Here is a 21,476-nt window from a genome sequence, read left to right as displayed (position 1 = left end):
GGATGGCCCCCAAAATCAGTTGGGCGAATCAAACAGACTGCAGGGCACAAAAAACGGGCTGCCGTTGCGGCAGCCCGTTTCCTTAACGCGACGTGACATTAGTCAATGTCGATCTGGTGTGGATCTTGCTCCTGTTCAGTCAGCTTTGGCAGCGTAATGGTCAAAACACCCTTGTCGTACGAGGCCTTAATGTTTTGCTCATCGACGTTCGGCAGGCGATAGCTCCGGCTCATTGCGCCATAGCTGCGCTCGCTCATCAGTACATTGCCATTGCTGTCCGCGTGGTCATTAACGTCCTTCTTGTTGACTGAAATGTTCAATACGTTGTCTTGGTAATTCAGGTGAATGTCCTGCTTCTCGATTCCTGGAACGTCGACCTTAGCAACGTAACTCTTGTCAGTTTCTTTAATGTCAGTCTTGAGCACCCGGCTCGTGTCATTTGGCATGAAACGATCGAAGAAGCGCGAGCCCAAATCATCGAAGAACGGATCCGTCAACCAGTTGTCACGATTCATAATCTCATTAGCCATGATGCAAAACTTCCTTTCTTAAATGTCTGTTGTTGGTTTAATGCAAGGAGAGCAACTGCCCATGCAACCGTTCAGTTCGCGACTCGCTCGCCTTCCCGATCGGGGCTTTAGCTCCTTTCCTTGTTTACATAAAGTATTATGCCACCATTTAGCACTCGTGTCAACAGAGTGCTAATAAATTTTGAAAAAAATCCCAACGAATTTTTGAATTCGTTGGGACTGCCCTCTTTCAAGTGTAAAAAGAAGCGCTCTATCGCTCGTGAAGGCAACTGGTTGAGCACTTTAGCTAAAACCGTCCGGCTTCGCAGCCTTTTACTAGCACACCTTGCCGCCTAAAGCCCTCATTTCCTCGCGCCGTGCTTGTTCATCAGCCGCCAGCGGCTGAGCAAAACCGATGGTCACAGCACCGTCTAAGATGCCGGAATCGTCATGAAGGTTCAGCGAGCCGTTGCGATAATCCAGCGCCAAACCGTGGCCGAGGTAGCTTAGCTCGAGGGCGCCGGTAGTCAAGTCAAGATCCGTATTGTTGGTCAACGCCTCAGCGTAGTCCGAATCAGGCGCATCAGCGATCACCAGTTGAAACTTATTCCCAATGGCACACGTGCCACCGAGTTTGGAATACTTACTGGAGCCGTCATCAAGCGCCAAAAACACACGGTCTCCAGGCACTAGCTTGGTGTTGAGATAGTCCTTTGCGGCATCTGTAATGGTAATTTCCATATCGATCACCCTTTCAACTAGATTGTACACAACTATTCATACTATTATGATACCGAGTCGTTCACATCCTGTCAATCATAGCTTACCAAATACTAGCAACCGGCCTGTTCACACACAGGCGTGCACCAACTATCCCCAGCAGTTATCCACACTACCCCGTTGATCAACCCTAGCACTGGTGTTCAGAAGATTCTTTGATACCAGATTTCGTGCCCGAAAAAATCAAGACCTTAATTTTTCACAGCGGGTTATCCACCGTTTTCAACTTCGGCATTTCACAAAGTAAGGCGTCCAAAACCGCGTCCTCATCGCCCGTACGAGTGTTTGGTTCACAAAGAGAAAAGTTTATCCACCGACTTTTCAACCCCTGTGGATAAGTCTGTGCACGGGCTAAAAAGTGAGTTATAAACACTATCCACAGAGTTATCCACAGGCTGATGGGCCACTTATCCTCAAGCCGAATTCACACTTGACAAGTACTATCCGAACAATCCCGGCCATCGGGTGTCCAACTACCGTAATTTGCCGAAAACTTGCGCATAAAAAAACCGCACATTGCTGTGCGGCCAATTGCCATTTCGTTAAACTACTTCGCGTTCCCAGTGGTGCTGTCCAACTGCTCTGTGGTTTGCGTCAGCTTCACGTTGACGGTCTTCTTAGCGCTGCCGCGGTAATACGTCAGCGAAATCGTGTCACCGATCGCGTGCTTGTACAGCTGGGTGTGCAGCGTGGCCACACTGTCGACGCTGGTGCCGTCGACCGCCACGATCACGTCGTACTGCTTAAGGCCCGCGGCCTTAGCAATACTCCGCGTGGTGAAGCCGGCCACCACAACGCCGCCGGTGACACTGGATGGCACCTTCAGGAGATCGGACTGCTGGCTGGCGGAAACACTGGAAAGATCACGCGCCTCAATGCCTAAGGCCGGACGCACGACCTTCCCGTTGGCCACCAGCTGGTTGATGATCGACACGACCTCGTTGCTTGGAATGGAGAAGCCCATCCCTTCAATTGTCGCGTTCGAATTGCTGGTTCCGGACAACTTCATCGAGTTGATTCCGATGACCTGGCCGTTCAAATTGATGAGCGGCCCGCCAGAGTTCCCGGAGTTGATTGCCGCATCGGTTTGAATGACGTTGGCCTGGCCGGTGACTTGGCCGGTCTGCTCGTCGCTCACGTCAACCGTCCGGCTCGTCGCTGAAATGATTCCCTGAGTGACTGAGGTCGCGTACTCAGAGCCCAGCGGCGACCCAATGGCCAGCACCGTTTGGCCTGCTTTGATCGCACTGGAGTCGCCGAAGCTGGCGACCGTGTCGACTTTACTGTCGTTGATCGACAGTACTGCCAGGTCGGAGGTCTCATCCGTGCCGACTAACTTAGCCGTGACTTTTGAGCCATCGGACAAAATGACTTCCAAGGCATCCGACCCTTCGACCACGTGATTGTTGGTGACGATATAGGCCTTGCCGTCCTTTTTCTCGTAAATGACCCCGGAGCCTTCGCTGGCGTCCTCAAGTTTACCGCTAGAAGACCCCGATGAGCCTGAGGAACCGGAATCACTGCCGGAGTCCCCAAACAGATCCCCGAAGGCGTCCAGGCCACTGGAAGTGGACTGCGTCTTTTGCATGTTGACCACTGACACGACGGCCTTTTCGACCTTCGCAAAGGCAGCCGAGCTGGCACTGCTTTCATTCACGCTGACATTCGACACCTTAGTGGTGCCCGGTTTGCCTTCGCTGACCGCTTCGTTGACGGAGTTAGTGGGGTTGTGGCTCATGATCCCGTACGCGACGCCGCCCCCAACGCCACCGCCAACTAAGGCCGCAACGACAGCGACTAGTGCCAACTGTTTCAGCCCGGAGTGCCGCTTTGGTGGCCGCGGCGGTGTTTGGGTAGGCTTTTCCTCGGAAAAGTTGTGTGATTGATTATCCATGATGACCCTCCCTCTCTGTTTTCACAATATCAGTGTACGGAACGGGTTTGACGAAAGTATGAAAAAGCCTGGGCTTTTTCAGCGATGATTCGCTTCAAGCTCAGGCCCCAACGGTAAACAACGGGTCAGCCACGGCGGGATCGGTGTCAAGCACCTGAAAATCATGGCCGACTGCCAGGCCCTGCGCCTTCAGCAAGTTGACCACCGTGGTGTGGGCCAGCGGCTTCATGTTGTTGTGCGGTGACAGGTGCCCCAAGTAAACGCGCTTGGTCTTGAGCCCAATCACATCCATGATCGCGTTGGCGCCGTCTTCGTTGCTCAGATGGCCGAAATCGCCCAGGATGCGCTGCTTCAGCGGCCACGGGTACGGGCCTTCACGCAGCATTTCCAGGTCGTGATTGGTCTCCATCACGTACGCATCGGCGTCACGGATTGTGCCTTCGACTCGGTCGGAAACATACCCGGTGTCGGTCACGATGGCGAACCGCTTGCCGGCGTGCTGGAACTGGTAAAACTGAGCCTGAGCCGCATCGTGCGACACGCCGAAGCTTTCAACGTCCAGATCACCCAGGTCAAGCTGCGCGCCTTCGTCAAACACGCGGAGCTGCTCTTGAGGAATTTTCCCGACGCTTTTCGGCAGCGCCGCAATTGTTGGCGCGTTCGCGTAAACCATCAAGTTGGGGTAGCGGCGAGCCAGGACCCCGACGCCGCGGCAGTGGTCAGTGTGCTCATGCGAAATAAACACTGAATCCACATCCTTCAGGTCACGGCCGATGCTGTGCAGGAGTTCATTCAACTTTTTGCCGGACAGGCCGGCATCCATCAGCACGTGATGCTGCGGGGTTTCAATGTAAGTCGCGTTGCCCGAACTACTGGAAGCCAGTACGGACACGCGCATGCCAAAATCTTCTGTCAATCTGCTCACTCTTTTCGCGGCTATTGTACCATACGGGTCCGGCGCGCAAAACTGAACCGGCCCGAGCGTAAAAACGGCGCGGTGGTTGCAACCCATCCGCGCCGCTTGGTCCTTAGTCTTCAGATCGGGTCTTGAGCACCGTCTTATTGATGGCGTTGACCTTCTTCACGGTCAAGTTCTTCGACCCCTGGCTTTCGATGCCGACGGACCACGCCGGCACGTACACAGTGCTACCCTTCGCATTTAGCAGGTAGGTGTAGGACAAGTGCGTCCACAGCACCTTGGAGTTGCTAGTGATCTCGTTTTCGCGGTACAGCGTGGTCACGGCATCCTGCGCTGAACATAAGTTGACGTCTCCGCGCAGCGTCACCAGATTCGTCAGGTAGGTCTGGGCGTAACCGGTCAGCCGCCCGTCGCTGACGTGGAGCGTCAGCTGCGCGTGCGGATCGTTGACCAAATGGCCGCCGATTTTCTGCGCAAACACGTAACTGGTGGCGGTTGAGAGTTCCTTTTGGTAGGTGTACGCACTGCCGTGAGCAACGTTATCCGCTTGGGCCACCCAGCGCTGAAGGCGCGCCGCGGCATTGGTCTTGACGCTCAACGGGCTGTCAAGGGTCGCGTTCAGCGTCAGCCCATTGGCATCGCTGAAGTGCAAGGTCTGCCCTTTGACGGGGCCCACATCTTGACGCAGCGTGGAGGTCTTCGTGCTGGCCAGGTACGCACCGTGCTCAGTGCTGGTACTGAGTTTTGGCAGTTTGATGTCATCGCGTTTGATGTCTGCCAGAATTGCGGTAGTGCCGCCGGCGTCGGTCGCGAGGTCCACCTGCTGGCTTTGGAAGAAGCTGATGCCCAGGAAAACATTCAACGCGATAAAAACGAACAGAAAAATCATTTCGATTCGCCGAAAATCCATATGGCATGCTCCTTTCTAACGAATGACCTGCGCTGCGGGCTGGTTCTGACCTTCCACCGCTTGCGGCGTCAGCCACTCGGTGTAGCGCCTGTACTGGCCGTTGAGCTCCACAAAATACGTCGGTGTCAGGTCAACGACCTGGGAACTGGCACTTTGCGGGCGCCAGTAATAACCCAACCGAATATCCTGAATGGTCGACTGGGCGTAACCGGCGGCTGCCATTTGAGTCAGCACGGTTTGCGTCGCCGGCAGCGTCTTTAACGCCTGTGACGTCGGAATGGCCACGGTCAGGTTGTTCAACGAAAAGGTCGTGGTCAACCCACTTTCGCTGCTGACCGTTTGGACCAGGCCGTTGTCTAGACTGTTAAAAATTGGCAAGCCTTGTGCATACGACCGAAACGAGACGGTGCGGCTGCCTTTATCGTAACTGAAGTAATGCATCGAGGTAATGCCTTGGAGGTTCAACTGTGAGATCGCAGCCTCGCCTTTGTTCAGCGCCGTACCTAACCGGGTGCTCTTGGTCGTTTTGCCCGGATCTTCATACTGCATCACACTCGACGAGCTGTTCAGCGTCATACGCGTATCGCCGAGCGTGTATATTGATTCATCCCCGATTTCCCGACTGTCGACCGCGGCGGCGGAATTGGTAGGCATCAGCAGCGAGACGAAGTGGTTGGCGTTTTGCTGGTCGAGTAAAAAGGCGTAGGGACTGAGTGCGACCGGCTTGGCGTAGTATGGGACCAGTTTGCCGTTGAGCCGTTTTTCAACCACCGGCAGCCCACTCGGCTGGGCCTTTTGCAGATACGCCCGCAGCTTCGTGGTCGGACTTTTCGCCAGCGTGGCGGTGCGGCTCATCCGGGTCGAATCGTCCACCAGCGTCAGCTTCGGCTTGCGGTTTTTCAGGTCGATGATCAGCCGATCAAACTGAAAAGACGGCACGTTTTTCAACGGCTTGGCAAAGTAGTGCGCGTTAAACACCCCAAAAGTCACCGGCCCGCTGAACGTCAACTGCAGCGTGTCCGTCTGGGTCAGCAGGGCGGCTAGCGCACTGGTGCTGAGCTGAACAGAACTGTTGACCTGCTTCAGCTGCCACTGGCGGATCGTCTTGTGGATCTCGCCAGTCGCCGACTGATCCTTCTGCAGCAGCTGGACCTTCTGGCTGCCGGTTTGATAATAGGCGGTCGTGGGCACGTACAGATACGCCGCCTGCTGGCTCGCCGACGTTTCCTGCGTGGTTTTTAGCGCGCTGGACGTTTCCGTGCGGCCGAGCCGGGACGGATTGCGCCAAATCAAGGCGGAGAAGACCAGGCTGAGCAAGACCATGGCAGTCAGTGACACCCGTAAAATCAATCCGCTAAGCTTCATCCCAATCGCCTCCCTCATCAAGCGGCTGATACGGCAGCGAAATGTAGAACGTGCTGCCCTTGCCTTCCTGAGAATCGACCCAGATGCGGCCGCCCAGCGCCTCGACGACTTCCTTGGAAATCGCGAGGCCCAAGCCAGTGCCACCTTGCTTGCGCGAGCGCGCCTTGTCGACCCGGTAGAAGCGGTCGAAGACTTTGTTGATATCCTGACGCGGAATGCCCAGGCCCTGGTCCTGAATCGACAGGATGACATGGTTGTGCGTCTCGAGCAGCCGGGCCGTGATCACGCCGCCATCCGGGCTGTACTTGATCGCGTTATTCATGATGTTGTCGATCACCTGCATAAACTTATCCTGATCGATGTCGACCCAGAGATCGCGCTTCGTGATCTCACGGCGAATCGTGTAGTGCTTGTGGGGCGTTGTCTTCAACGGCTCGGCCTGATTGTTGTCGGCCCCGGCCGACTCGTTGTCGGTTTTCAGCATCATGTCAAAGCGGTCCAAAATGTAATTGAAGAACTCGTTCAGGTTGACCGTTTCCTTTTCGATCTTGGCAGTGCCGGAATCCATGCGCGACAGTGACAGCAAGTCGTTGATCATGCGGATCATCCGGTCGGTTTCCTCTTGAGTGACCTTGAGGAACTGCGGCGCGATCTTCGGGTCCTTCCAAGCCCCTTCGTTCAGTGCTTCAATATAAGAGCGCATTGACGTCAGCGGCGTGCGCAGCTCATGGGACACATTCGACACGAATTCTCGGCGCTCACGCTCGTTCTTTTGCTGCTCGGTGACGTCGTGCAGCACGGCGACAATCCCGGAGATAAAGCCGGTTTCGCGCTGAATCAGGCTGAAGTCGACCCGCAAGATCAACTCATGGTCGAGCTTTTCAGTGAAGTCCAGCAGCAGCTCCTTCTGGTTTTCCAGCAAGTCGCGCAGCGTGTAGTCCTTTTCGATGTTCAGCAAGCGCAAAATCGACACGCCGATGACGTCTTCGTTTTTGGTATCCAAGAACTCCAGCGCGGTTTCGTTAATGATAATGACATTGCCGCGCCGATCCGTCGCGATGACGCCGTCGGTCATGTGGGCCAGCACCGAATCCAGCCGGCGCCGCTCGGCCTCACTGGCCTCCTGCGCTTCCTCAACGCGGACACTCAGGTTGTTGACCGCCACCGCCAACTGTCCCAGTTCATCCTGCCCGTAAATGCGGACCTGACCGGAGTAATCACCGCGGGCCATGCGAATCGCCTGCTTTTTCATTTCGTCGATGGGCCTGGTGATGGCCCGCGAGATGACAATGGAAATGATCACGCCCAGGAGCCCGGCGACCAGACTGGCAATCAGGAAAATCCGGACGATCTGGTTGATGTTGTTGTACACCGTTTCCATCGAGGCCGTGATGGCGACCGCGCCGATCACCGCGTTGCCATCACCGGTCGCGTTGGGATTTTTGATGGGAATGATCTTGGTGTACATCGACCCGGACGAATCGCTGTACTCGTAGCCTTCAAACAGCTGGCCACTGTACAGGACGTTTTTGATGCTGTTGTTGGCGGACTTGGTGCCGACGTCGTTTTGGGAATTGATGTTGGAATTGGCGCGCACCGTGCCCTTGGCATCCACAACCACGATTGTCGCGGTGTTGGCGACATCGGCCTGAGAAATCGTGGACTTCAGGGAATCATCGGCGGCAGATGTATCGGTCTTCATCAAATCAGTGGCGACTTTATCCTGAAGGTACGGATCCAGGTTAATGGCCGTCTTAAACGTATCCACATTCTGTTGTTCCAGAGACCGCACAAAATACGCGCCAATGATTTCCACCGTCACTAAAAGCAGCAGAATAAACACTAGCGCGATCTTAAAGTTGATCGATTGAAAAAAACGAATCTTCTTGTTCAATGTAAATCTCCAAGTTGGAAGTTGTGAGGCCAGGCGCACTTAGCTCGACAGCTAGCCTAGCTGATGGCGTAGCCGCCGCATTTTGGCGGCGATGCGATCAGCGTAGCTAGATGCTCGAGCGTTGCCTGGCCGAGCACGATTACGCCAAGTTGCTTGGCCTACTCCTCGTTCGGGTTCTTCAAATAATACCCAACGCCGCGCCGCGTGACCAGCCACTCGGGATGGGACGGGTTATCCTCGATTTTTTCGCGCAGCCGGCGAACAGTCACATCAACCGTCCGGACATCGCCAAAGTAATCGTAGCCCCAAACCGTTTGCAGCAGGTGTTCGCGGGTCATCACCTGACCCAAGTGCTGCGCCAGGTAATGAAGCAGCTCGAACTCTCGGTGAGTCAGTTCGATTTTTTCACCGCGCTTGGTGACCGTGTAGGCGTCCGGATGAATCGTCAGGTCACCCACGGTCAGTTCCTGATTCTCCGGCTCCTGCGTCTCGGTTTGAACCGGCGTGCCGGAGCGGCGCAAGTTAGCCTTGACCCGGGCCACGAGTTCGCGGTTCGAGAACGGCTTGGTGACGTAATCATCTGCACCCATCTCCAGCCCGAGGACCTTGTCGATCTCCGAATCCTTGGCTGTCAGCATGATGATCGGCATGTCGTGGTCCTTACGCACCTGGCGCGCGACCTCCAGCCCATCGATCTTCGGCAGCATCAAGTCAAGAATGATCAGATCGGGATTTTCATCGTTCACTTTGGTCAACGCCTCTTCACCGTCTTCCGCGGTGACAACGTCGTAGCCTTCCTTATTCAGATTAAATTTCACGATGTCCAGGATCGGCTTTTCATCGTCGACCACAAGGATCTTTTTTGCCATGATAGGCCTCCATTACGTGTACGAGTTATCTTCATTATAACGGTTTCTCAGAGGCGGGGCAAAAAGGGCCTAACCGTGCCTGCTCATGAATAAATTTTGCATATTTTACAATTTCGCTTGCATATTTCGTATTTTGGGTATATATTCAATAAAAATTCAAGTCTGAGGGGTTGGCACTTATGCATAAACTTTATCGTTGGGTCATCGGCCTGCTGGCAATGCTGCTGGTGGCCGGCACGGCATTAACTACGACCGCCACGCAGCCGGTTGCTGCGGCGGGCAACACCACGAACTCGGTGCAGCAAATCAAACAGCGTGGTTACGTCATCTTAGGCGTCTCCGCCGATTATGCGCCGCTCGAATTCCACGCCACCGTTGACGGGTCTGACACCATCGTCGGTGCCGACATCTCCTTGGCCAAGCAGATCGCCAAAGACATGGGGGTCAAGCTGCAAATCAAGGAAATGGGCTTTGATGCCCTGATTGGCGCCTTGAAGACAGGCAAAGTCGACATGGTTATTTCCGGGATGAGTGCCACACCGGAACGGGCCAAGCAGGTTGAATTCTCCAAGTCTTACACTGAAGAAAAGCAGATCATGGTCGTCAAGAAAGACCAGGCTTCCAAGTATAAGAACGTCGCGGACTTCTCCGGCAAGAAAGTCGGGGCCCAAAAGCAGTCCACGCAGGAGCAAATCGCCAAGGCTGAGTTGCAAGGCGCCAAAATCGTGCCGCTCGAAAAAGCCAATGACGTGATCGCCCAAGTCGAGTATGGCAAGATCGATGCCGCCGTCATGTCCAACATCGTCGCCGGTGCTTACGTTCAAAAGACGCCGAGCCTCAAGATCATCGATCCTAAGTTTGCCACTGGGAAAGCCCCAACCGTGGTTGCGTTGCCCAAAGGCGACACCGCAATGAAGAACCAGGTCAACAAGACCATCGACAAAGTCCGCAAAGACCACATGTGGGCCGGCTGGATGGATCAGGCCTACAAGCTGCAGAATCAAAGCAACAGTTTCTGGTCCAAGTACGGCAGCTTCTTCATTAAAGGCGCGGCCTACACCCTGCTGTTCGCGCTGCTCACGGTTATCGCTGGGACCATCCTCGGCACCATCTTGGCCCTCATGCGTCGTTCCAGCATCTGGATCCTCAAGGCCATCGCGGTTGTCTATGTTGAGTTTATCCGGGGCACGCCGCTGATGGTCCAAGCCTTCATCGTCTTCTTCGGGCTGCAAGTGCTGGGCCTGAACCTTTCCGCCTTTGTTTCCGGCGCGATCGCCATGGGCATCAACTCCGGTGCGTATGTCGCCGAGATCATCCGGTCCGGCCTGAACTCCGTGCCGATCGGCCAAACCGAAGCCGCGCGCAGCCTGGGCCTGAGCAACGGGGAAACCACCCGCTATGTCGTACTGCCGCAAGCCGTTAAGAACATCTGGCCGGCGCTGGGCAACGAATTCGTGACCGACATCAAGGAATCCTCAGTCCTATCGGTTATCGGCGCCACCGAGCTGATGTTTGAAGGCACCACCGTTCAGGGGGCATCGTTCGAGCCGTTCTTCCCGATCATGATCGTGGCCTTAATCTACTTCGCCATGACCTTCATTCTCAGCCGGGCACTGGGCTTTGTCGAACACCGCCTCAACTAGTCCCAAACTGATTTAAATGGTTAAACGCGCCCCGCGGGCAGCCGCGGGGCGTTATGATGTAAGCGAGTATAACTTTCAAGGAGGAATTCTGTATGACTGATAAAATCGTGTTGGCATATTCTGGTGGCTTGGATACTTCCGTGGCCATTCCGTGGCTGCAGGACAAGGGCTATGACGTGATCGCCGCCTGCCTGAACGTCGGCCAGCCAAACGCCGACATGGACTTCATTCAGAAGAAGGCCAAGCAGGTCGGTGCGATCGAGAGCTACGCCATCGACGCGCAGGACGAATTCGCCGACGAGTACGTGACTCCGGTCATCAAGGCCAACGCCTTGTATGAAGGCGACTACCCGCTGGTTTCCGCGTTGTCGCGGCCGCTGATCATCAAGCATCTCGTTGAAATCGCCCACCAGCACGACGCCGTCGCCATCGCGCACGGCTCCACCGGTAAGGGCAACGACCAGGTCCGTTTTGAGGCTGCCATTCACGCCCTGGACCCGCAACTCAAAATTGAAGACCCGATCCGCGACTTCCACTGGTCCCGCGAGGAAGAAATCGACTACGCCAAGGAGCACAACGTTCCAGTCCCAATCGGCAAGAAGTCCCCGTACTCGATCGATGCCAACCTCTGGGGCCGCGCCAACGAAGCCGGCATCCTGGAGAACCCGTGGAACCAAGCACCGGACGATGCTTGGGGCATGACCGTTGCCCCGGAAGAAGCACCAGACAAGCCAACGTTCATCGACCTGACCTTTGAAAAGGGGATTCCCGTCGCCATTGACGGTAACAAGCTGAAGCTCTCGGACCTCATCAAATCCTTGAACAAGCTGGCCGGCGAAAATGGGATCGGCCGCATCGACAAAATTGAAAACCGCATGGTCGGCATCAAGTCTCGCGAAGTCTACGAGGCCCCAGCCGCGGCCGTCATCATGGCCGCCCACCACGAAATGGAAAACCTCACGCTGGAGCGCGACGTCGCTCACTACAAGCCACTGATCGAGCAGCAGCTGACCAACATGATCTACGAAGCCAAATGGATCACCCCGCTGTTTGACAGCCTGATGGCCTTCATTGACGACACGCAAAAGGTCGTTAACGGCGTCGTTAAGATGAAGCTGTACAAGGGCTCGGCAGTCCCTGTCGCCCGCAAGTCGGACACCAACTCGCTGTACGACGAGAACCTGGCGACCTACACGTCTGCCGACACCTTCGACCAGGAAGCCGCAGCCGGCTTCATCAAGCTCTGGACCCTGCCGGCCACCGTTTACGAAGAGGTCAACCACGTGCACTCAAAGAAACCGGAGGATAAGTAATGACCGATAAGCTCTGGGGCGGCCGGTTTACCGCCAAGGCGGCCGAGTGGGTCGATAAGTTTGGCGCGTCGATCTCCTTTGATCAGCAAATGGCCAAAGAGGACCTCACCGCCTCCATCGCCCATGTCAAGATGCTCGGCAAGCAAAACATCATTCCGGCAAAGGACGCCAAGACCATCGAAGACGGCCTGAACGTCCTGATGCAGCGCCTCGAGGCCGGAGAGTTGCACTTCACCGTCGAGAACGAGGACATCCACCTGAACATGGAAAGCCTTCTGACCGACCTGATTGGTCCGGTCGCCGGCAAGCTGCACACTGCGCGCTCCCGCAACGATCAGGTGGCCACCGATTTTCACCTATGGCTGAAAAACCGCCTGCCGGAAATCAAGGAAGCCATCACCAACCTGCAAACGGTACTGGTGGAAAAAGCCGAGGAAAACGCCGGGACCATCATGCCGGGCTACACCCACATGCAGCACGCCCAGCCGATCACTTACGGCCACTATCTACTGGCGTACTTTGAGATGCTGCAGCGCGACTACGAGCGTTTTGAATTCAACCAGAAGCACACGGACATGCTGCCGCTGGGCGCCGCCGCGCTGGCCGGCACCACCTTCCCCATCGACCGCGAGTACGTGGCTGATGAGCTCGGTTTTGACGAGGTTTACCACAACAGCCTCGACGCCGTGTCCGACCGCGATTTTGCCTTGGAATTTCTTAGCAATGCCGCGCTTCTCATGGAGCACCTGAGCCGGCTGGCCGAAGAGCTGATTTTGTGGTGCACGTACGACTTCAACTACATTGAAATGGATGACAGGTTCGCCACCGGCAGCTCGATCATGCCGCAGAAGAAGAACGCCGACTTTGCCGAGCTGGTCCGCGGCAAGACCGGTCGGGTGTACGGCGCCTTGATGGGCTTGCTTACGACGATGAAGAGCCTGCCGCTGGCCTACAACAAGGACATGCAAGAGGATAAAGAGCCGGTGTTTGACACCTACAACACTATTCTCGGCTCCCTGCACATCTTCGCCGGCATGCTGGAATCCGTGAAGGTCCACAAGGAAAAAATGCACGATGCGACCATCAACGACTTCAGTAACGCCACCGAGCTGGCCGACTACCTGGCGACCAAGGGCGTGCCGTTCCGCACGGCCCACGGCATCGTTGGCAAGCTGGTCCTGCACGGGATCAAGACGCACCAGAGCCTGCAGGATATGCCGCTAAGCGAGCTTCAGGAGGCCGCCCCGCAGATTCAGGAAGACGTTTACCAGGAGCTGACGTCTGAGGCCGCGGTCGAGCGCCGCACCAGCCTGGGCGGCACCGCTGTGACCAACGTCAACAAGGAAGTGGCCCGCGCCAAAGCCATCATCAAGACCCATCAGTAATCAAAAAGGCGACCATCTCTGGTCACCCCTTGACTTGAAGCACTGAGTCGCAAAACTGCGGCCCGGTGCTTTATTTTGCCTGCAGAAACTGCTGCCGGAGCTGCCCGGCCAGCGCAATGATACCGGCACGACTGCGGCCCTGCACATTGCCCAGGATCACCACGGCATCGCGCCCGTTTCGCGACAGCTGCATCGTGGTCATGTACCCGTAACCGGAACCGTTTGCCCGCAGGAACCCAGGCACGTTCTGATAGAAGCCGGCATCGTAAAACAGGTTGGGTTGACCTGGCCGGTAAAGCTGTGCCCGCGTGCCACCGAGCAGATCACCTGTCATCAAAGACCGCGTGGCCCGGTAAAAATCTAAGGCACTCATGTACACCTGCCCGGTGCCTAGTTCGGCGTGCATCTGATCCAAGCTTGTTAACTGCTGACTCGCGTATGAGTTCTGGCCCTGAACGTTGTACCCTGAGGCGTAGTTCATGGTCGGCCGAAGGTGATACGCCATCACCGTTTGTTTCAGGTGCAGCCGATCGATATACGCCTGCTTGAACAGGGCCTCGTATGACTGCCCGGTCACTTTTTCCACGATGCCGACAAGAAGGACGTAATTGACCGCCGTGTACTGCCAGATCCCGAACTGGTGGGGATCATCGGTCACATGCGCCGCGACGTAATCCACCAACTGCCTGTCAGACTGGTACTTGGGTGCCAGCGTGCCCACCGTTTTCAACCCCGACCGCATTTTCAGCAGGGTCCCGACCGTGATCCGCGGCTGGTTTTTAAACCGCGGATAAAAGTCCCCGATGGGAGTCGTCAACTTTAATTTCCCAGCATCGAGCAATTGTATCACGAGGCCCGCTGTCAGACTTTTCTGCAGCGAATCGATCTCAAACATCGTGTCCTCACGGTTTGCCAAGTGGCGCTTCACGCTGGCCTGACCCAAGCTCGTCGATGCGACCAGTTTGCCATTCTTAATCACGATGGCGGTTCCGGAAAAATGCTGCGCCTGCAGCCGCGCCGTCAACGTCTGCTGAATGGGCTGAGCGATGGCGCGCGGCACGACCGGCGAGGCTGCCGCCGCGGCGGTCGTTTGCCGAGAACGTGACGGCTTATTTCGACGAATCTGAGCCGACTTTTTAACTACGGCGGCCTGGTGCGGCTTCGGCGCGGTCACCCGCCCCAAAACAAATCCGCCGGCAACCAGACAAACGGCCGCCACCGCGAGCACAACCAGTCTTAGCCGAATCTCCTGTTTGCGCCGGTTGTGATGTTGCGTTCTTCTCATAAAATTACCTCACATTAGTCGTTTTCGCCCAAGTCTCCCCGAAAAAGGCATCGTTCAGCCGGTACTGTTCCGGCTGCTGCGGCTGGGTCAGAAATGGCTTGACCGCCTGGTCAACGGCCAGCCAGCCGCGCCAGCCCAAATGAATCGTGTCCTGCATAAAGTACGGCTTCCCGCCATCGCGGCTCAGGTCCTCGACATGCGTGAAGCCCTGGCTGGCCAGCTGATACTTGAGTTTAGCAACCGCCTGCTCATAGTTCCCCATCGGCAGGCCGGTGTAAGCCGCCCAATTGGCATTGATGGGGGGAATGATGAACTGCACCGTCGTGTGATTCTTGGCAAACTGCTGCAAAAGCAGTTCAAAGTCCCCATACTCCGGCCCGTACCGGTACTCAAAGTGACGCTGACTGCCGCGTAGCGCGGCCAGCTTGCCATGGCCGAGGCGCTGGCGATAGAACGTGTCATCAATGCCCAGGCGGTTATGTTTGGTGCTCGCCTTGGCGATTTGGCCGGCAAGCGCTTCGAGCTGTTGCGGGTCGTCCTTGGCCGGCAGCCGTTTCTCCCCATCCTGGATCCGGCGCCAGTTCGTCGAATGGGTGAACCGAGAGAAAAGCTGATCCTCATTGTTCAGCATCCGCAAACGGGTCTGAAGTGCCAGCCGCGTCCAGCCGCTGACTGGCCGGCCCGCGGCAATCTGGTACAGCGACTGCCGGTCCAGCGTACTTTTTTCCGGCGCGTTCATCTTCAACAGGCGGCGCGCCGCGTACCGGTCGGCAGCGTTCCCCTTCGCCCGCAGGAGCCAAGTGGAAAGTTGCAGCGGCGAGTAATACATGTCAAACGCCGCAGGAATCTGCCCCTGGCGAGTGAACCACTGCATTGAGACAATGAAGACGGCCTTTTTCCCTTTGAGCTGGTTCAGTTCGGACTGGTCATCCACAAAATGCGTCAGCGACTGCGTCCCGGGATTGCCCAGTAACAAGGGCTGGTATGAGCGATGATACTTGGCGGCCAGCGTTGACGGGTGGAAAGGATCCATGCGCGCCAGCTCAGAGGAACCGAAAAACGGCACGTAATGCTGGCTCAGCGCCTGCGCTTTGACCCGAGCACCGCCTAACACATTGGGTGAAAGCGACACTGCATCCGACTCAAGCCGGGCTTTGCTCATGCGGCCATTCGGCAGTGGGGCGAGCAGGATGCCGACCACCAACACCGCCGCCAAAACGACCGGCCCAAAGATCTGCCAGAGGCGCCGTTTCATTATTCCGCATCCTCAGCTTTCTTAATGATCTTAGCAGGCGTATTCCACTGGTTGCGGTCGAACTCGGACACTGGTACGTCCATCCCCAGTTGGGATTGCAGTTGTAGCAGCAGTTGGACCGTGTCTATAGAATCGATCAAACCTGAGGCAAATAAATCCTCATCCAGGTTATTGCTGAAATCTTCACCGGTGAGGTCGTTCAATATTGATAGTACAGTGGCTTTTTTATCCATGATTAATTTCTCCTTTTGTTTGAAAGATAGTGGCAGGACCTAGTCGCGCTCGGCGAGGCAACGCCCGAGCGTCTAGCTACGCTCAAGCCCTCACCGGCAAAAAACGCCGGTAATGTCTTGAGCTAGGCTAGCCGTCGGGCTAAAATCGCCCCGCCTCGCAGCCTTTACTTAAACCACAACGTGTTCAAGAACCCCGAAAAGATCAGGAAGCTGAAGCACACGACGCAGAACGTGGTGGCGATGGCCAGCGCCTCGGCCCAGCGGTTGTGCGGCAGCTGCTTGCGGTGCTTTTTCTTGAAGCGCAGCCAAATGTCGTTGATTATGATCGCGCAAGCGTGGAACAGGCCGTACGTGATGTAATACCAAGTCACCCCGTGCCAGAACCCCATGATCAGGAAGTTGATCAGGTACGCGACCTGGGAGACCCGGATCGGATTTTTGATCAGCTTGTGCTTCATAATGAAGAAGGTCACGCGCATGAAGATGAAATCGCGGAACCAAAACGACAGCGTCATGTGCCAGCGATTCCAAAAGTCCTTGATGTTGTGCGCCTGAAACGGCCGGTTGAAGTTCATCGGCGTATCGATTCCCATCACCAGGCTGGTCGCCACGGCGAACAGCGAGTAGCCGGCAAAATCGAAGAACAGGTACATCGAGTAGACAAACGCCACGCCGACCAGCGACGGACTCAGCCCCAGCCAGTACATGTGCCGGACAACCATTGCCGAGCGCTCAATGCGCGGCAGCAGCACCGTGCCGAACCCGTACCCCAGGATGTATTTGTAAAAGAAGCCCAGAAACAGATACCACACCGCCCGCGCCAGCATATTCAAGTACTGCTCACGCTTGGGCACATTGTCGTAATCCTTTTGAAACCGGCGATACCGATCAATCGGGCCGCTGGAAAGGGCGGGCATGAACAGCATGAACCGCAGAAACGGCATCAGCCCAACGGCCTTCATCGTGCCGTCGCGCAGCTCCATGATCACCTGCACCGCCTTGAAAGTCAGGTACGAGATCCCCAGAAACCCCAGCAGCGACGGATGCAAGACCACCGCCGGCGTCACCTTTACGATGACCAGCGGCAGGATGCTGAGTAAGACCGTGATCACAAACACGCTGGTTTGATTGTGGTGCTTGCGGTAATGCAGATAGCCAAACACAATGGCCAGCTGCCAGAGGATGTACCCGATCAGCGCAATACCCTGCTGCCACTTGGCGCCGGTGAACATCAGGATAATGAACAGCAATGAAATCAGCGTTTCGTACGTTTTGAAGCGGTGGCCGTGGTACAACCCGATCATGACCGGGAGTAGGCCCAGCATCAGAAGCAGGAAGTACTGCGGATCCGCGTAAGGTTGTAAATTCAGCATTAGGCGTTGACCTCACTGATCAGCGCCTTGACCGCGACCTTACCGTTTGGGGTCAGCGGCAGCGCTGCCTTGTAAATGAAGCGCTGCGGGATCATGTAAGGCATCATCACCTGCTGCAGGTGGGCCCGGATTTTCTTGGTCAGTGCCAGTCCGCCTTCTTCCCCTTGTTCAGGGACGACATAGGCCAGCATTTGCTGGACCTTGTGCTCGGCGTTGTACTTCGGCACAGCAACCGCCTGATGGATCATCGGCGCCTGGTTGAGATAATGGTCGACTTCCTCCAGCTCAATTCGATAACCGTTGAGCTTGATTTGAAAATCGGTGCGACCCCGGTAGAAAATCAGGCCGTCTTCGGCAATGATGCCAAGGTCCCCGGTTCGGTACCCACGCATCCCGTGTTCTTCGGTAAAGGCCGCCGCGGTCTTCTCCGGCCGGTTCAGGTAACCCTTGGAAACGCTGAGGCCGATGATCTCGAGTTCGCCGACTTGCTGGTCATCCTCAGTCCGGACGGTGCCGGGCACCAGCGTCATCGTGGTGTCGGGCTTGGCGTAGCCGATTGGCAGGCGCGGGTAATCCGCCAGCACCGAATCCGTGATCTCGACCGCCGTCACGGCGACAGTGGCCTCAGTGGGGCCATATGTGTTGTAGATCTTGGCTTGCGGGAACCGCTGGCGCAACTTTTCCGCCGTCGCGTGCGTCAGCTCCTCACCACAGAAGTAAAACTGCTTGAGCGCCGGGTAGTTCGTCGCGTCAAACAGCGGTGACAACAGGCAAATGTCCACGAAACTGGGGGTCGAGACCCACACGTCGACCGGCACATGCGGCAGCGTTTCAAACAGCGCCTTCAGGTTCTCCGTTTGTTCCTTGGGCAGGATCTGCAGGCAGCCGCCGGCGGTGAGCGTCGGGTACAGGGACATCACCGACAGGTCGAAGGAAAACGGGGCCTGCGCCAGCATCCGCGGCCGCCGCGGCAAGTTGAAGCTCGCCATCCAGGACACGAACGAGATCAGGTTCGCGTGCGAGATCTGCACCCCCTTGGGCTGCCCGGTCGTGCCGCTGGTGAAGATGATGTAAAAATTATCATCCGCTGAAAGTTCGACGTTCTCAGTCGGCGCCACCGCCATCATTTGTTTCACCTGCGCCGGCTCAACGGTCGTGGTTTTCAGCTTGAGCGGCAGCGGGATGGTCGCCAGCACCAGTGCCGGGTGCGCGATTTCCTCAATCATGGTCAGCCGATCGTTGGGCGAGTGACTGTCGACCGGAATGTACGCATGGCCCGCCTTCACGCACCCCAGAAACGTGGCGATGGCCGCGAAGCTTTGGTCGCAGTACACCATGAGCGGCGCCTTGGCCGGCAAATGACGGGCCTGCAGCGCCGCCGCAATCCCGTCCGAGGCCGCCTTGAGCTCACCGTATGTTTTCAGCTCGCCCAGCGTGTTGACCGCGGGCCAGTCGGGATGAGAAGTGGCGATCTCGTCGATAATTTCGATTAAAGATTTCATCTTGTGCCTCCTAGAACTCGTTATAGATAAAGTGACCACCGGCGACGCCGCGGTAGCTGTACAGGTATACCAACGTCAGCAGCACCACCGCGTAAAATAACGTTTTTAATACGAAGCGGACGCCGGGCCGCGCAAAGAATGTTTTCATCATGAAGACTCCTTGGCAAAATAAATAAACAACGACCACAGTGTAGTGGACGTTGCTTATTCGGTCAGGAACAGTTTCTAAAGGTCACATTAAAGACTTTCAGAAACCGGTGCTTTTAAGTTAATCATGAAGCGGCTACCCTGCGGTTGATTATCCACCACGCGGATCGACCCGCCGCTCAGCGTGATGAGCCGGCGCGTGATGGCCAGCCCCAGCCCAGTGCCTGAAATGGCCTTGGACCGGGATTCATCGAGCCGAAAGAAGCGATCAAACACACGTGCTTTCTCGCTGTCAGGAATGCCCGGACCGAGGTCCGCGACACTGAGCTCGACGTGATCCCCGACCGGTTGGCCGCTGATGGTGACAATAGTGTTAGCTGGAACGTATTTATTCGCGTTGGACAGCAAAGATAACAGCGCGTGCTCGACGCTTTCGGCATTTGCCAGGACCATCAGCCGTCTTGGCATCACGACTTTAAGATTTTGTTTACTTTGCGGCTGGAAGCGGCTGACCACCCGGCGGGCGAGCCCAGCGACGTCAAATGCTGCCACCTGGACCTCGGCGTGGTCCATGCGCGACAACGCCAGCAGGCTTTCGATCAGCTTTTGCATTTTCATCGATTCGTCGTCGATGACCGCCAGCGAATCCGGAATCAGCTCCGGATGCTCAGTGCCGTGCCGCCGCAGCAGTGCGACATGGCCGCGGATCGCCGTCAGCGGCGTCCTCAGCTCATGCGAGGCATCGGAAACAAACTGATTATCCCGGATCACCTGCTCGTTCAGCGAGTGCAGCAGGCGGTTAAACTCCTGCGAAAGCTCGCGGACCTCTTGTGGCGCTTCCGGCACCGGCAAGCGCTCGTGGTAGTTGGCATCGGGCTGGTCAGTGATCTGCTTCGTCGCCTCAGTCAGCGCCACAAGCGGACGGTTCAGCCGCTTGGCCAAAAGTGAGGTCCCCAGTGTCCCGATGATGACACCAAACGCCGTGACCAACAGGGTCATCAGCGAAATCAGTTTGAAGATCTCAATCATGTTGTTCAGACTGAGCCACACTGAGTAAGTCGTGCGCCACCCCGCCTTCTTGACGACTTTTTCAACGTGATAATACACACCTTGGCCGCGCTGGTACTGCACATTAGAGGATAACGGCCAGGTGCTGAAATTATCCTCGAGAAAATCCTTCGTGTGCCGCGTGTAGTAATCGCTGACGCGGCCGTCTGGCTGGCGGACCCGCACCCGAACAAAGGTCAGGCGCGTGTTTAGTGGGGCATTGTCACGCCAGTAATCCCAGTCTGGCTCGTGCTGCGCAAAGGTGTGCTGGAGCGTCGTCATCACTTGAACGGCATCGTCGCGCTTGTTCTTGATCAGACGGCCGCCAACCACGCTGATCACCGACACAAAAATCAGGAGCATCAGCGCAACAATTAAGCCGTTGTAGGCACGCGCCATCCGGGCCGCGCTGCTGCTTTTACCCCGCATGACTGGCCGCCTCTTCCAGCATGTAGCCCACACCGCGGACCGTTTGGATCAGCGCCGGTTCATCCGGGCATTCAAGTTTTTGCCGCAAGTACCGGACGTAAACATCCACAATGTTGGCCTGACCGTCAAATTCCGTGCCCCACACCGCATCCAGCAGCTGGTCGCGGGTGCAGACTTCCCCGCGGTGCTGCATCAGCACCAGCAGCAGGTCATACTCACGTTGCGTCAACTGAGCCAGCTGACCACCGCGGCGCACCTGCCGGGCCTTGGTGTCCAGGGTAAGGTCCCCAACGGTATAGGTCGTGGGCACCAGGTGCTGCCCCCGGCGAATCAGCACCCGAATGCGGGCCAACAGCTCCTCGATCTCAAACGGCTTGGTAATGTAATCATCGGCCCCGTTATCAAGACCAGCCACCTTGTCACCCACGTAATCGCGCGCCGTCATCATCATGATGGGCACATCAGACGTCTTGCGCACGCGGCGCATCACTTCCAGTCCGTCGAGCTTGGGAATCATCCAGTCCAGCAGGATCAGATTGATCTCCGCCTGCTTGGCCTGCCACGTATCCCATGCCGCCTGGCCATCCTGGGCAGTCAACACCGTGTACCCCTCAAAATGTAATTCGGAATCCAGGTATGAAATCAACCCCGCCTCGTCTTCTACCAATAGGATCGTTGCTGCCACCATGGCCACCCCTTCCACTACAGTCTTTATCCAGTCTAG

Annotated in this window: 19 protein-coding genes; 3 read left to right on the top strand and 16 right to left on the bottom strand. The window is 56.4% G+C overall.

Features of this window, described 5'->3' with window-relative positions:
• Window positions 1-98: 98 nt before the first annotated feature.
• From FC75_RS04505 to yycF, 8 genes are all read right to left on the bottom strand, one after another.
• On the bottom strand, window positions 99-530 hold the full coding sequence (locus FC75_RS04505) for an Hsp20/alpha crystallin family protein (protein ID WP_054661363.1): 432 nt from the start codon (window positions 528-530) through the stop codon (window positions 99-101).
• A 315-nt stretch (window positions 531-845) separates the two neighbouring features.
• Window positions 846-1,250, bottom strand: a complete 405-nt coding sequence (locus tag FC75_RS04500; RefSeq protein ID WP_054661360.1) for an iron-sulfur cluster biosynthesis family protein — start codon at window positions 1,248-1,250, stop codon at window positions 846-848.
• Window positions 1,251-1,836: 586 nt separating this feature from the next.
• Window positions 1,837-3,183, bottom strand: a complete 1,347-nt coding sequence (locus FC75_RS04495) for a S1C family serine protease (RefSeq protein ID WP_056989252.1) — start codon at window positions 3,181-3,183, stop codon at window positions 1,837-1,839.
• A gap of 100 nt (window positions 3,184-3,283) precedes the next feature.
• Entirely contained in the window at window positions 3,284-4,081 is a 798-nt protein-coding gene (locus tag FC75_RS04490) for an MBL fold metallo-hydrolase (RefSeq protein WP_082397636.1), read from the bottom strand.
• Window positions 4,082-4,211: 130 nt separating this feature from the next.
• Window positions 4,212-5,012: a two-component system regulatory protein YycI gene (locus FC75_RS04485; RefSeq protein WP_054661354.1), complete on the bottom strand. Its 801-nt coding sequence runs from the start codon at window positions 5,010-5,012 to the stop codon at window positions 4,212-4,214.
• A gap of 15 nt (window positions 5,013-5,027) precedes the next feature.
• Window positions 5,028-6,377 carry a YycH family regulatory protein gene (locus tag FC75_RS04480; RefSeq protein ID WP_056989251.1) on the bottom strand — a complete coding sequence of 450 codons (1,350 nt, stop codon included), beginning with the start codon at window positions 6,375-6,377 and terminating at the stop codon, window positions 5,028-5,030.
• Entirely contained in the window at window positions 6,367-8,271 is a 1,905-nt protein-coding gene (gene walK / locus FC75_RS04475) for a cell wall metabolism sensor histidine kinase WalK (RefSeq protein ID WP_056989250.1), read from the bottom strand. Before walK ends, FC75_RS04480 begins: the two co-directional genes overlap by 11 nt.
• Window positions 8,272-8,429: 158 nt before the next feature.
• Window positions 8,430-9,140: a response regulator YycF gene (gene yycF, locus FC75_RS04470; RefSeq protein WP_054661342.1), complete on the bottom strand. Its 711-nt coding sequence runs from the start codon at window positions 9,138-9,140 to the stop codon at window positions 8,430-8,432.
• Between the two features lie 179 nt (window positions 9,141-9,319).
• Here yycF and FC75_RS04465 point away from each other — a divergent pair, with 179 nt between their 5' ends.
• From FC75_RS04465 to argH, 3 genes are all read left to right on the top strand, one after another.
• Window positions 9,320-10,783: an ABC transporter substrate-binding protein/permease gene (locus FC75_RS04465; protein WP_056989249.1), complete on the top strand. Its 1,464-nt coding sequence runs from the start codon at window positions 9,320-9,322 to the stop codon at window positions 10,781-10,783.
• Between the two features lie 92 nt (window positions 10,784-10,875).
• Window positions 10,876-12,096, top strand: a complete 1,221-nt coding sequence (locus tag FC75_RS04460; protein ID WP_054661339.1) for an argininosuccinate synthase — start codon at window positions 10,876-10,878, stop codon at window positions 12,094-12,096.
• Complete coding sequence (gene argH, locus FC75_RS04455; protein WP_056989248.1) at window positions 12,096-13,481, top strand: argininosuccinate lyase; 1,386 nt, start codon at window positions 12,096-12,098, stop codon at window positions 13,479-13,481. The genes FC75_RS04460 and argH overlap by 1 nt, the downstream gene beginning before the upstream one ends.
• 70 nt (window positions 13,482-13,551) lie before the next feature.
• Here the strand turns inward: argH and FC75_RS04450 are convergent, their stop codons facing one another.
• The 8 genes from FC75_RS04450 to FC75_RS04415 form a co-directional block, all read right to left on the bottom strand.
• On the bottom strand, window positions 13,552-14,766 hold the full coding sequence (locus FC75_RS04450; RefSeq protein WP_082623103.1) for a serine hydrolase domain-containing protein: 1,215 nt from the start codon (window positions 14,764-14,766) through the stop codon (window positions 13,552-13,554).
• Between the two features lie 4 nt (window positions 14,767-14,770).
• A complete protein-coding gene (gene dltD, locus FC75_RS04445) occupies window positions 14,771-16,021 on the bottom strand; it encodes a D-alanyl-lipoteichoic acid biosynthesis protein DltD (protein WP_054661330.1) in 1,251 nt (416 codons plus the stop codon).
• The gene (gene dltC, locus FC75_RS04440; protein WP_056989246.1) at window positions 16,021-16,254 is read right to left on the bottom strand and encodes a D-alanine--poly(phosphoribitol) ligase subunit DltC; all 234 of its coding nucleotides are present in this window, start codon (window positions 16,252-16,254) and stop codon (window positions 16,021-16,023) included. Before dltC ends, dltD begins: the two co-directional genes overlap by 1 nt.
• A 164-nt stretch (window positions 16,255-16,418) precedes the next feature.
• On the bottom strand, window positions 16,419-17,627 hold the full coding sequence (gene dltB / locus FC75_RS04435) for a D-alanyl-lipoteichoic acid biosynthesis protein DltB (protein ID WP_056989245.1): 1,209 nt from the start codon (window positions 17,625-17,627) through the stop codon (window positions 16,419-16,421).
• Complete coding sequence (dltA, locus tag FC75_RS04430; RefSeq protein WP_056989244.1) at window positions 17,627-19,129, bottom strand: D-alanine--poly(phosphoribitol) ligase subunit DltA; 1,503 nt, start codon at window positions 19,127-19,129, stop codon at window positions 17,627-17,629. Before dltA ends, dltB begins: the two co-directional genes overlap by 1 nt.
• Before the next feature lie 10 nt (window positions 19,130-19,139).
• Window positions 19,140-19,277, bottom strand: coding sequence for a teichoic acid D-Ala incorporation-associated protein DltX (locus FC75_RS04425; protein WP_203623726.1), 138 nt, complete (start codon window positions 19,275-19,277; stop codon window positions 19,140-19,142).
• Window positions 19,278-19,366: 89 nt separating this feature from the next.
• Window positions 19,367-20,752, bottom strand: a complete 1,386-nt coding sequence (locus FC75_RS04420) for a sensor histidine kinase (RefSeq protein WP_054661322.1) — start codon at window positions 20,750-20,752, stop codon at window positions 19,367-19,369.
• The gene (locus FC75_RS04415) at window positions 20,742-21,437 is read right to left on the bottom strand and encodes a response regulator transcription factor (protein WP_156314258.1); all 696 of its coding nucleotides are present in this window, start codon (window positions 21,435-21,437) and stop codon (window positions 20,742-20,744) included. The genes FC75_RS04420 and FC75_RS04415 overlap by 11 nt, the downstream gene beginning before the upstream one ends.
• Between the last annotated feature and the right edge of the window lie 39 nt (window positions 21,438-21,476).

The organism is Lacticaseibacillus camelliae DSM 22697 = JCM 13995 (assembly GCF_001436615.1).
Lineage (GTDB): Bacteria > Bacillota > Bacilli > Lactobacillales > Lactobacillaceae > Lacticaseibacillus > Lacticaseibacillus camelliae.
Note: the sequence above shows the minus strand (reverse complement) of the source record. Positions and strands in the feature narration are given on the sequence as shown.

What these genes read in the sequence shown, in the direction of transcription:
- FC75_RS04505 (WP_054661363.1), bottom strand. Translation starts at nt 530, where the DNA reads ATGGCTAATGAGATTATGAATCGTGACAACTGGTTGACGGATCCGTTC.
- FC75_RS04500 (WP_054661360.1), bottom strand. Translation starts at nt 1,250, where the DNA reads ATGGAAATTACCATTACAGATGCCGCAAAGGACTATCTCAACACCAAG.
- FC75_RS04495 (WP_056989252.1), bottom strand. Translation starts at nt 3,183, where the DNA reads ATGGATAATCAATCACACAACTTTTCCGAGGAAAAGCCTACCCAAACA.
- FC75_RS04490 (WP_082397636.1), bottom strand. Translation starts at nt 4,081, where the DNA reads ATGCGCGTGTCCGTACTGGCTTCCAGTAGTTCGGGCAACGCGACTTAC.
- FC75_RS04485 (WP_054661354.1), bottom strand. Translation starts at nt 5,012, where the DNA reads ATGGATTTTCGGCGAATCGAAATGATTTTTCTGTTCGTTTTTATCGCG.
- FC75_RS04480 (WP_056989251.1), bottom strand. Translation starts at nt 6,377, where the DNA reads ATGAAGCTTAGCGGATTGATTTTACGGGTGTCACTGACTGCCATGGTC.
- yycF (WP_054661342.1), bottom strand. Translation starts at nt 9,140, where the DNA reads ATGGCAAAAAAGATCCTTGTGGTCGACGATGAAAAGCCGATCCTGGAC.
- FC75_RS04465 (WP_056989249.1), top strand. Translation starts at nt 9,320, where the DNA reads ATGCATAAACTTTATCGTTGGGTCATCGGCCTGCTGGCAATGCTGCTG.
- FC75_RS04460 (WP_054661339.1), top strand. Translation starts at nt 10,876, where the DNA reads ATGACTGATAAAATCGTGTTGGCATATTCTGGTGGCTTGGATACTTCC.
- argH (WP_056989248.1), top strand. Translation starts at nt 12,096, where the DNA reads ATGACCGATAAGCTCTGGGGCGGCCGGTTTACCGCCAAGGCGGCCGAG.
- FC75_RS04450 (WP_082623103.1), bottom strand. Translation starts at nt 14,766, where the DNA reads ATGAGAAGAACGCAACATCACAACCGGCGCAAACAGGAGATTCGGCTA.
- dltD (WP_054661330.1), bottom strand. Translation starts at nt 16,021, where the DNA reads ATGAAACGGCGCCTCTGGCAGATCTTTGGGCCGGTCGTTTTGGCGGCG.
- dltC (WP_056989246.1), bottom strand. Translation starts at nt 16,254, where the DNA reads ATGGATAAAAAAGCCACTGTACTATCAATATTGAACGACCTCACCGGT.
- dltB (WP_056989245.1), bottom strand. Translation starts at nt 17,627, where the DNA reads ATGCTGAATTTACAACCTTACGCGGATCCGCAGTACTTCCTGCTTCTG.
- dltA (WP_056989244.1), bottom strand. Translation starts at nt 19,129, where the DNA reads ATGAAATCTTTAATCGAAATTATCGACGAGATCGCCACTTCTCATCCC.
- FC75_RS04425 (WP_203623726.1), bottom strand. Translation starts at nt 19,277, where the DNA reads ATGAAAACATTCTTTGCGCGGCCCGGCGTCCGCTTCGTATTAAAAACG.
- FC75_RS04420 (WP_054661322.1), bottom strand. Translation starts at nt 20,752, where the DNA reads ATGCGGGGTAAAAGCAGCAGCGCGGCCCGGATGGCGCGTGCCTACAAC.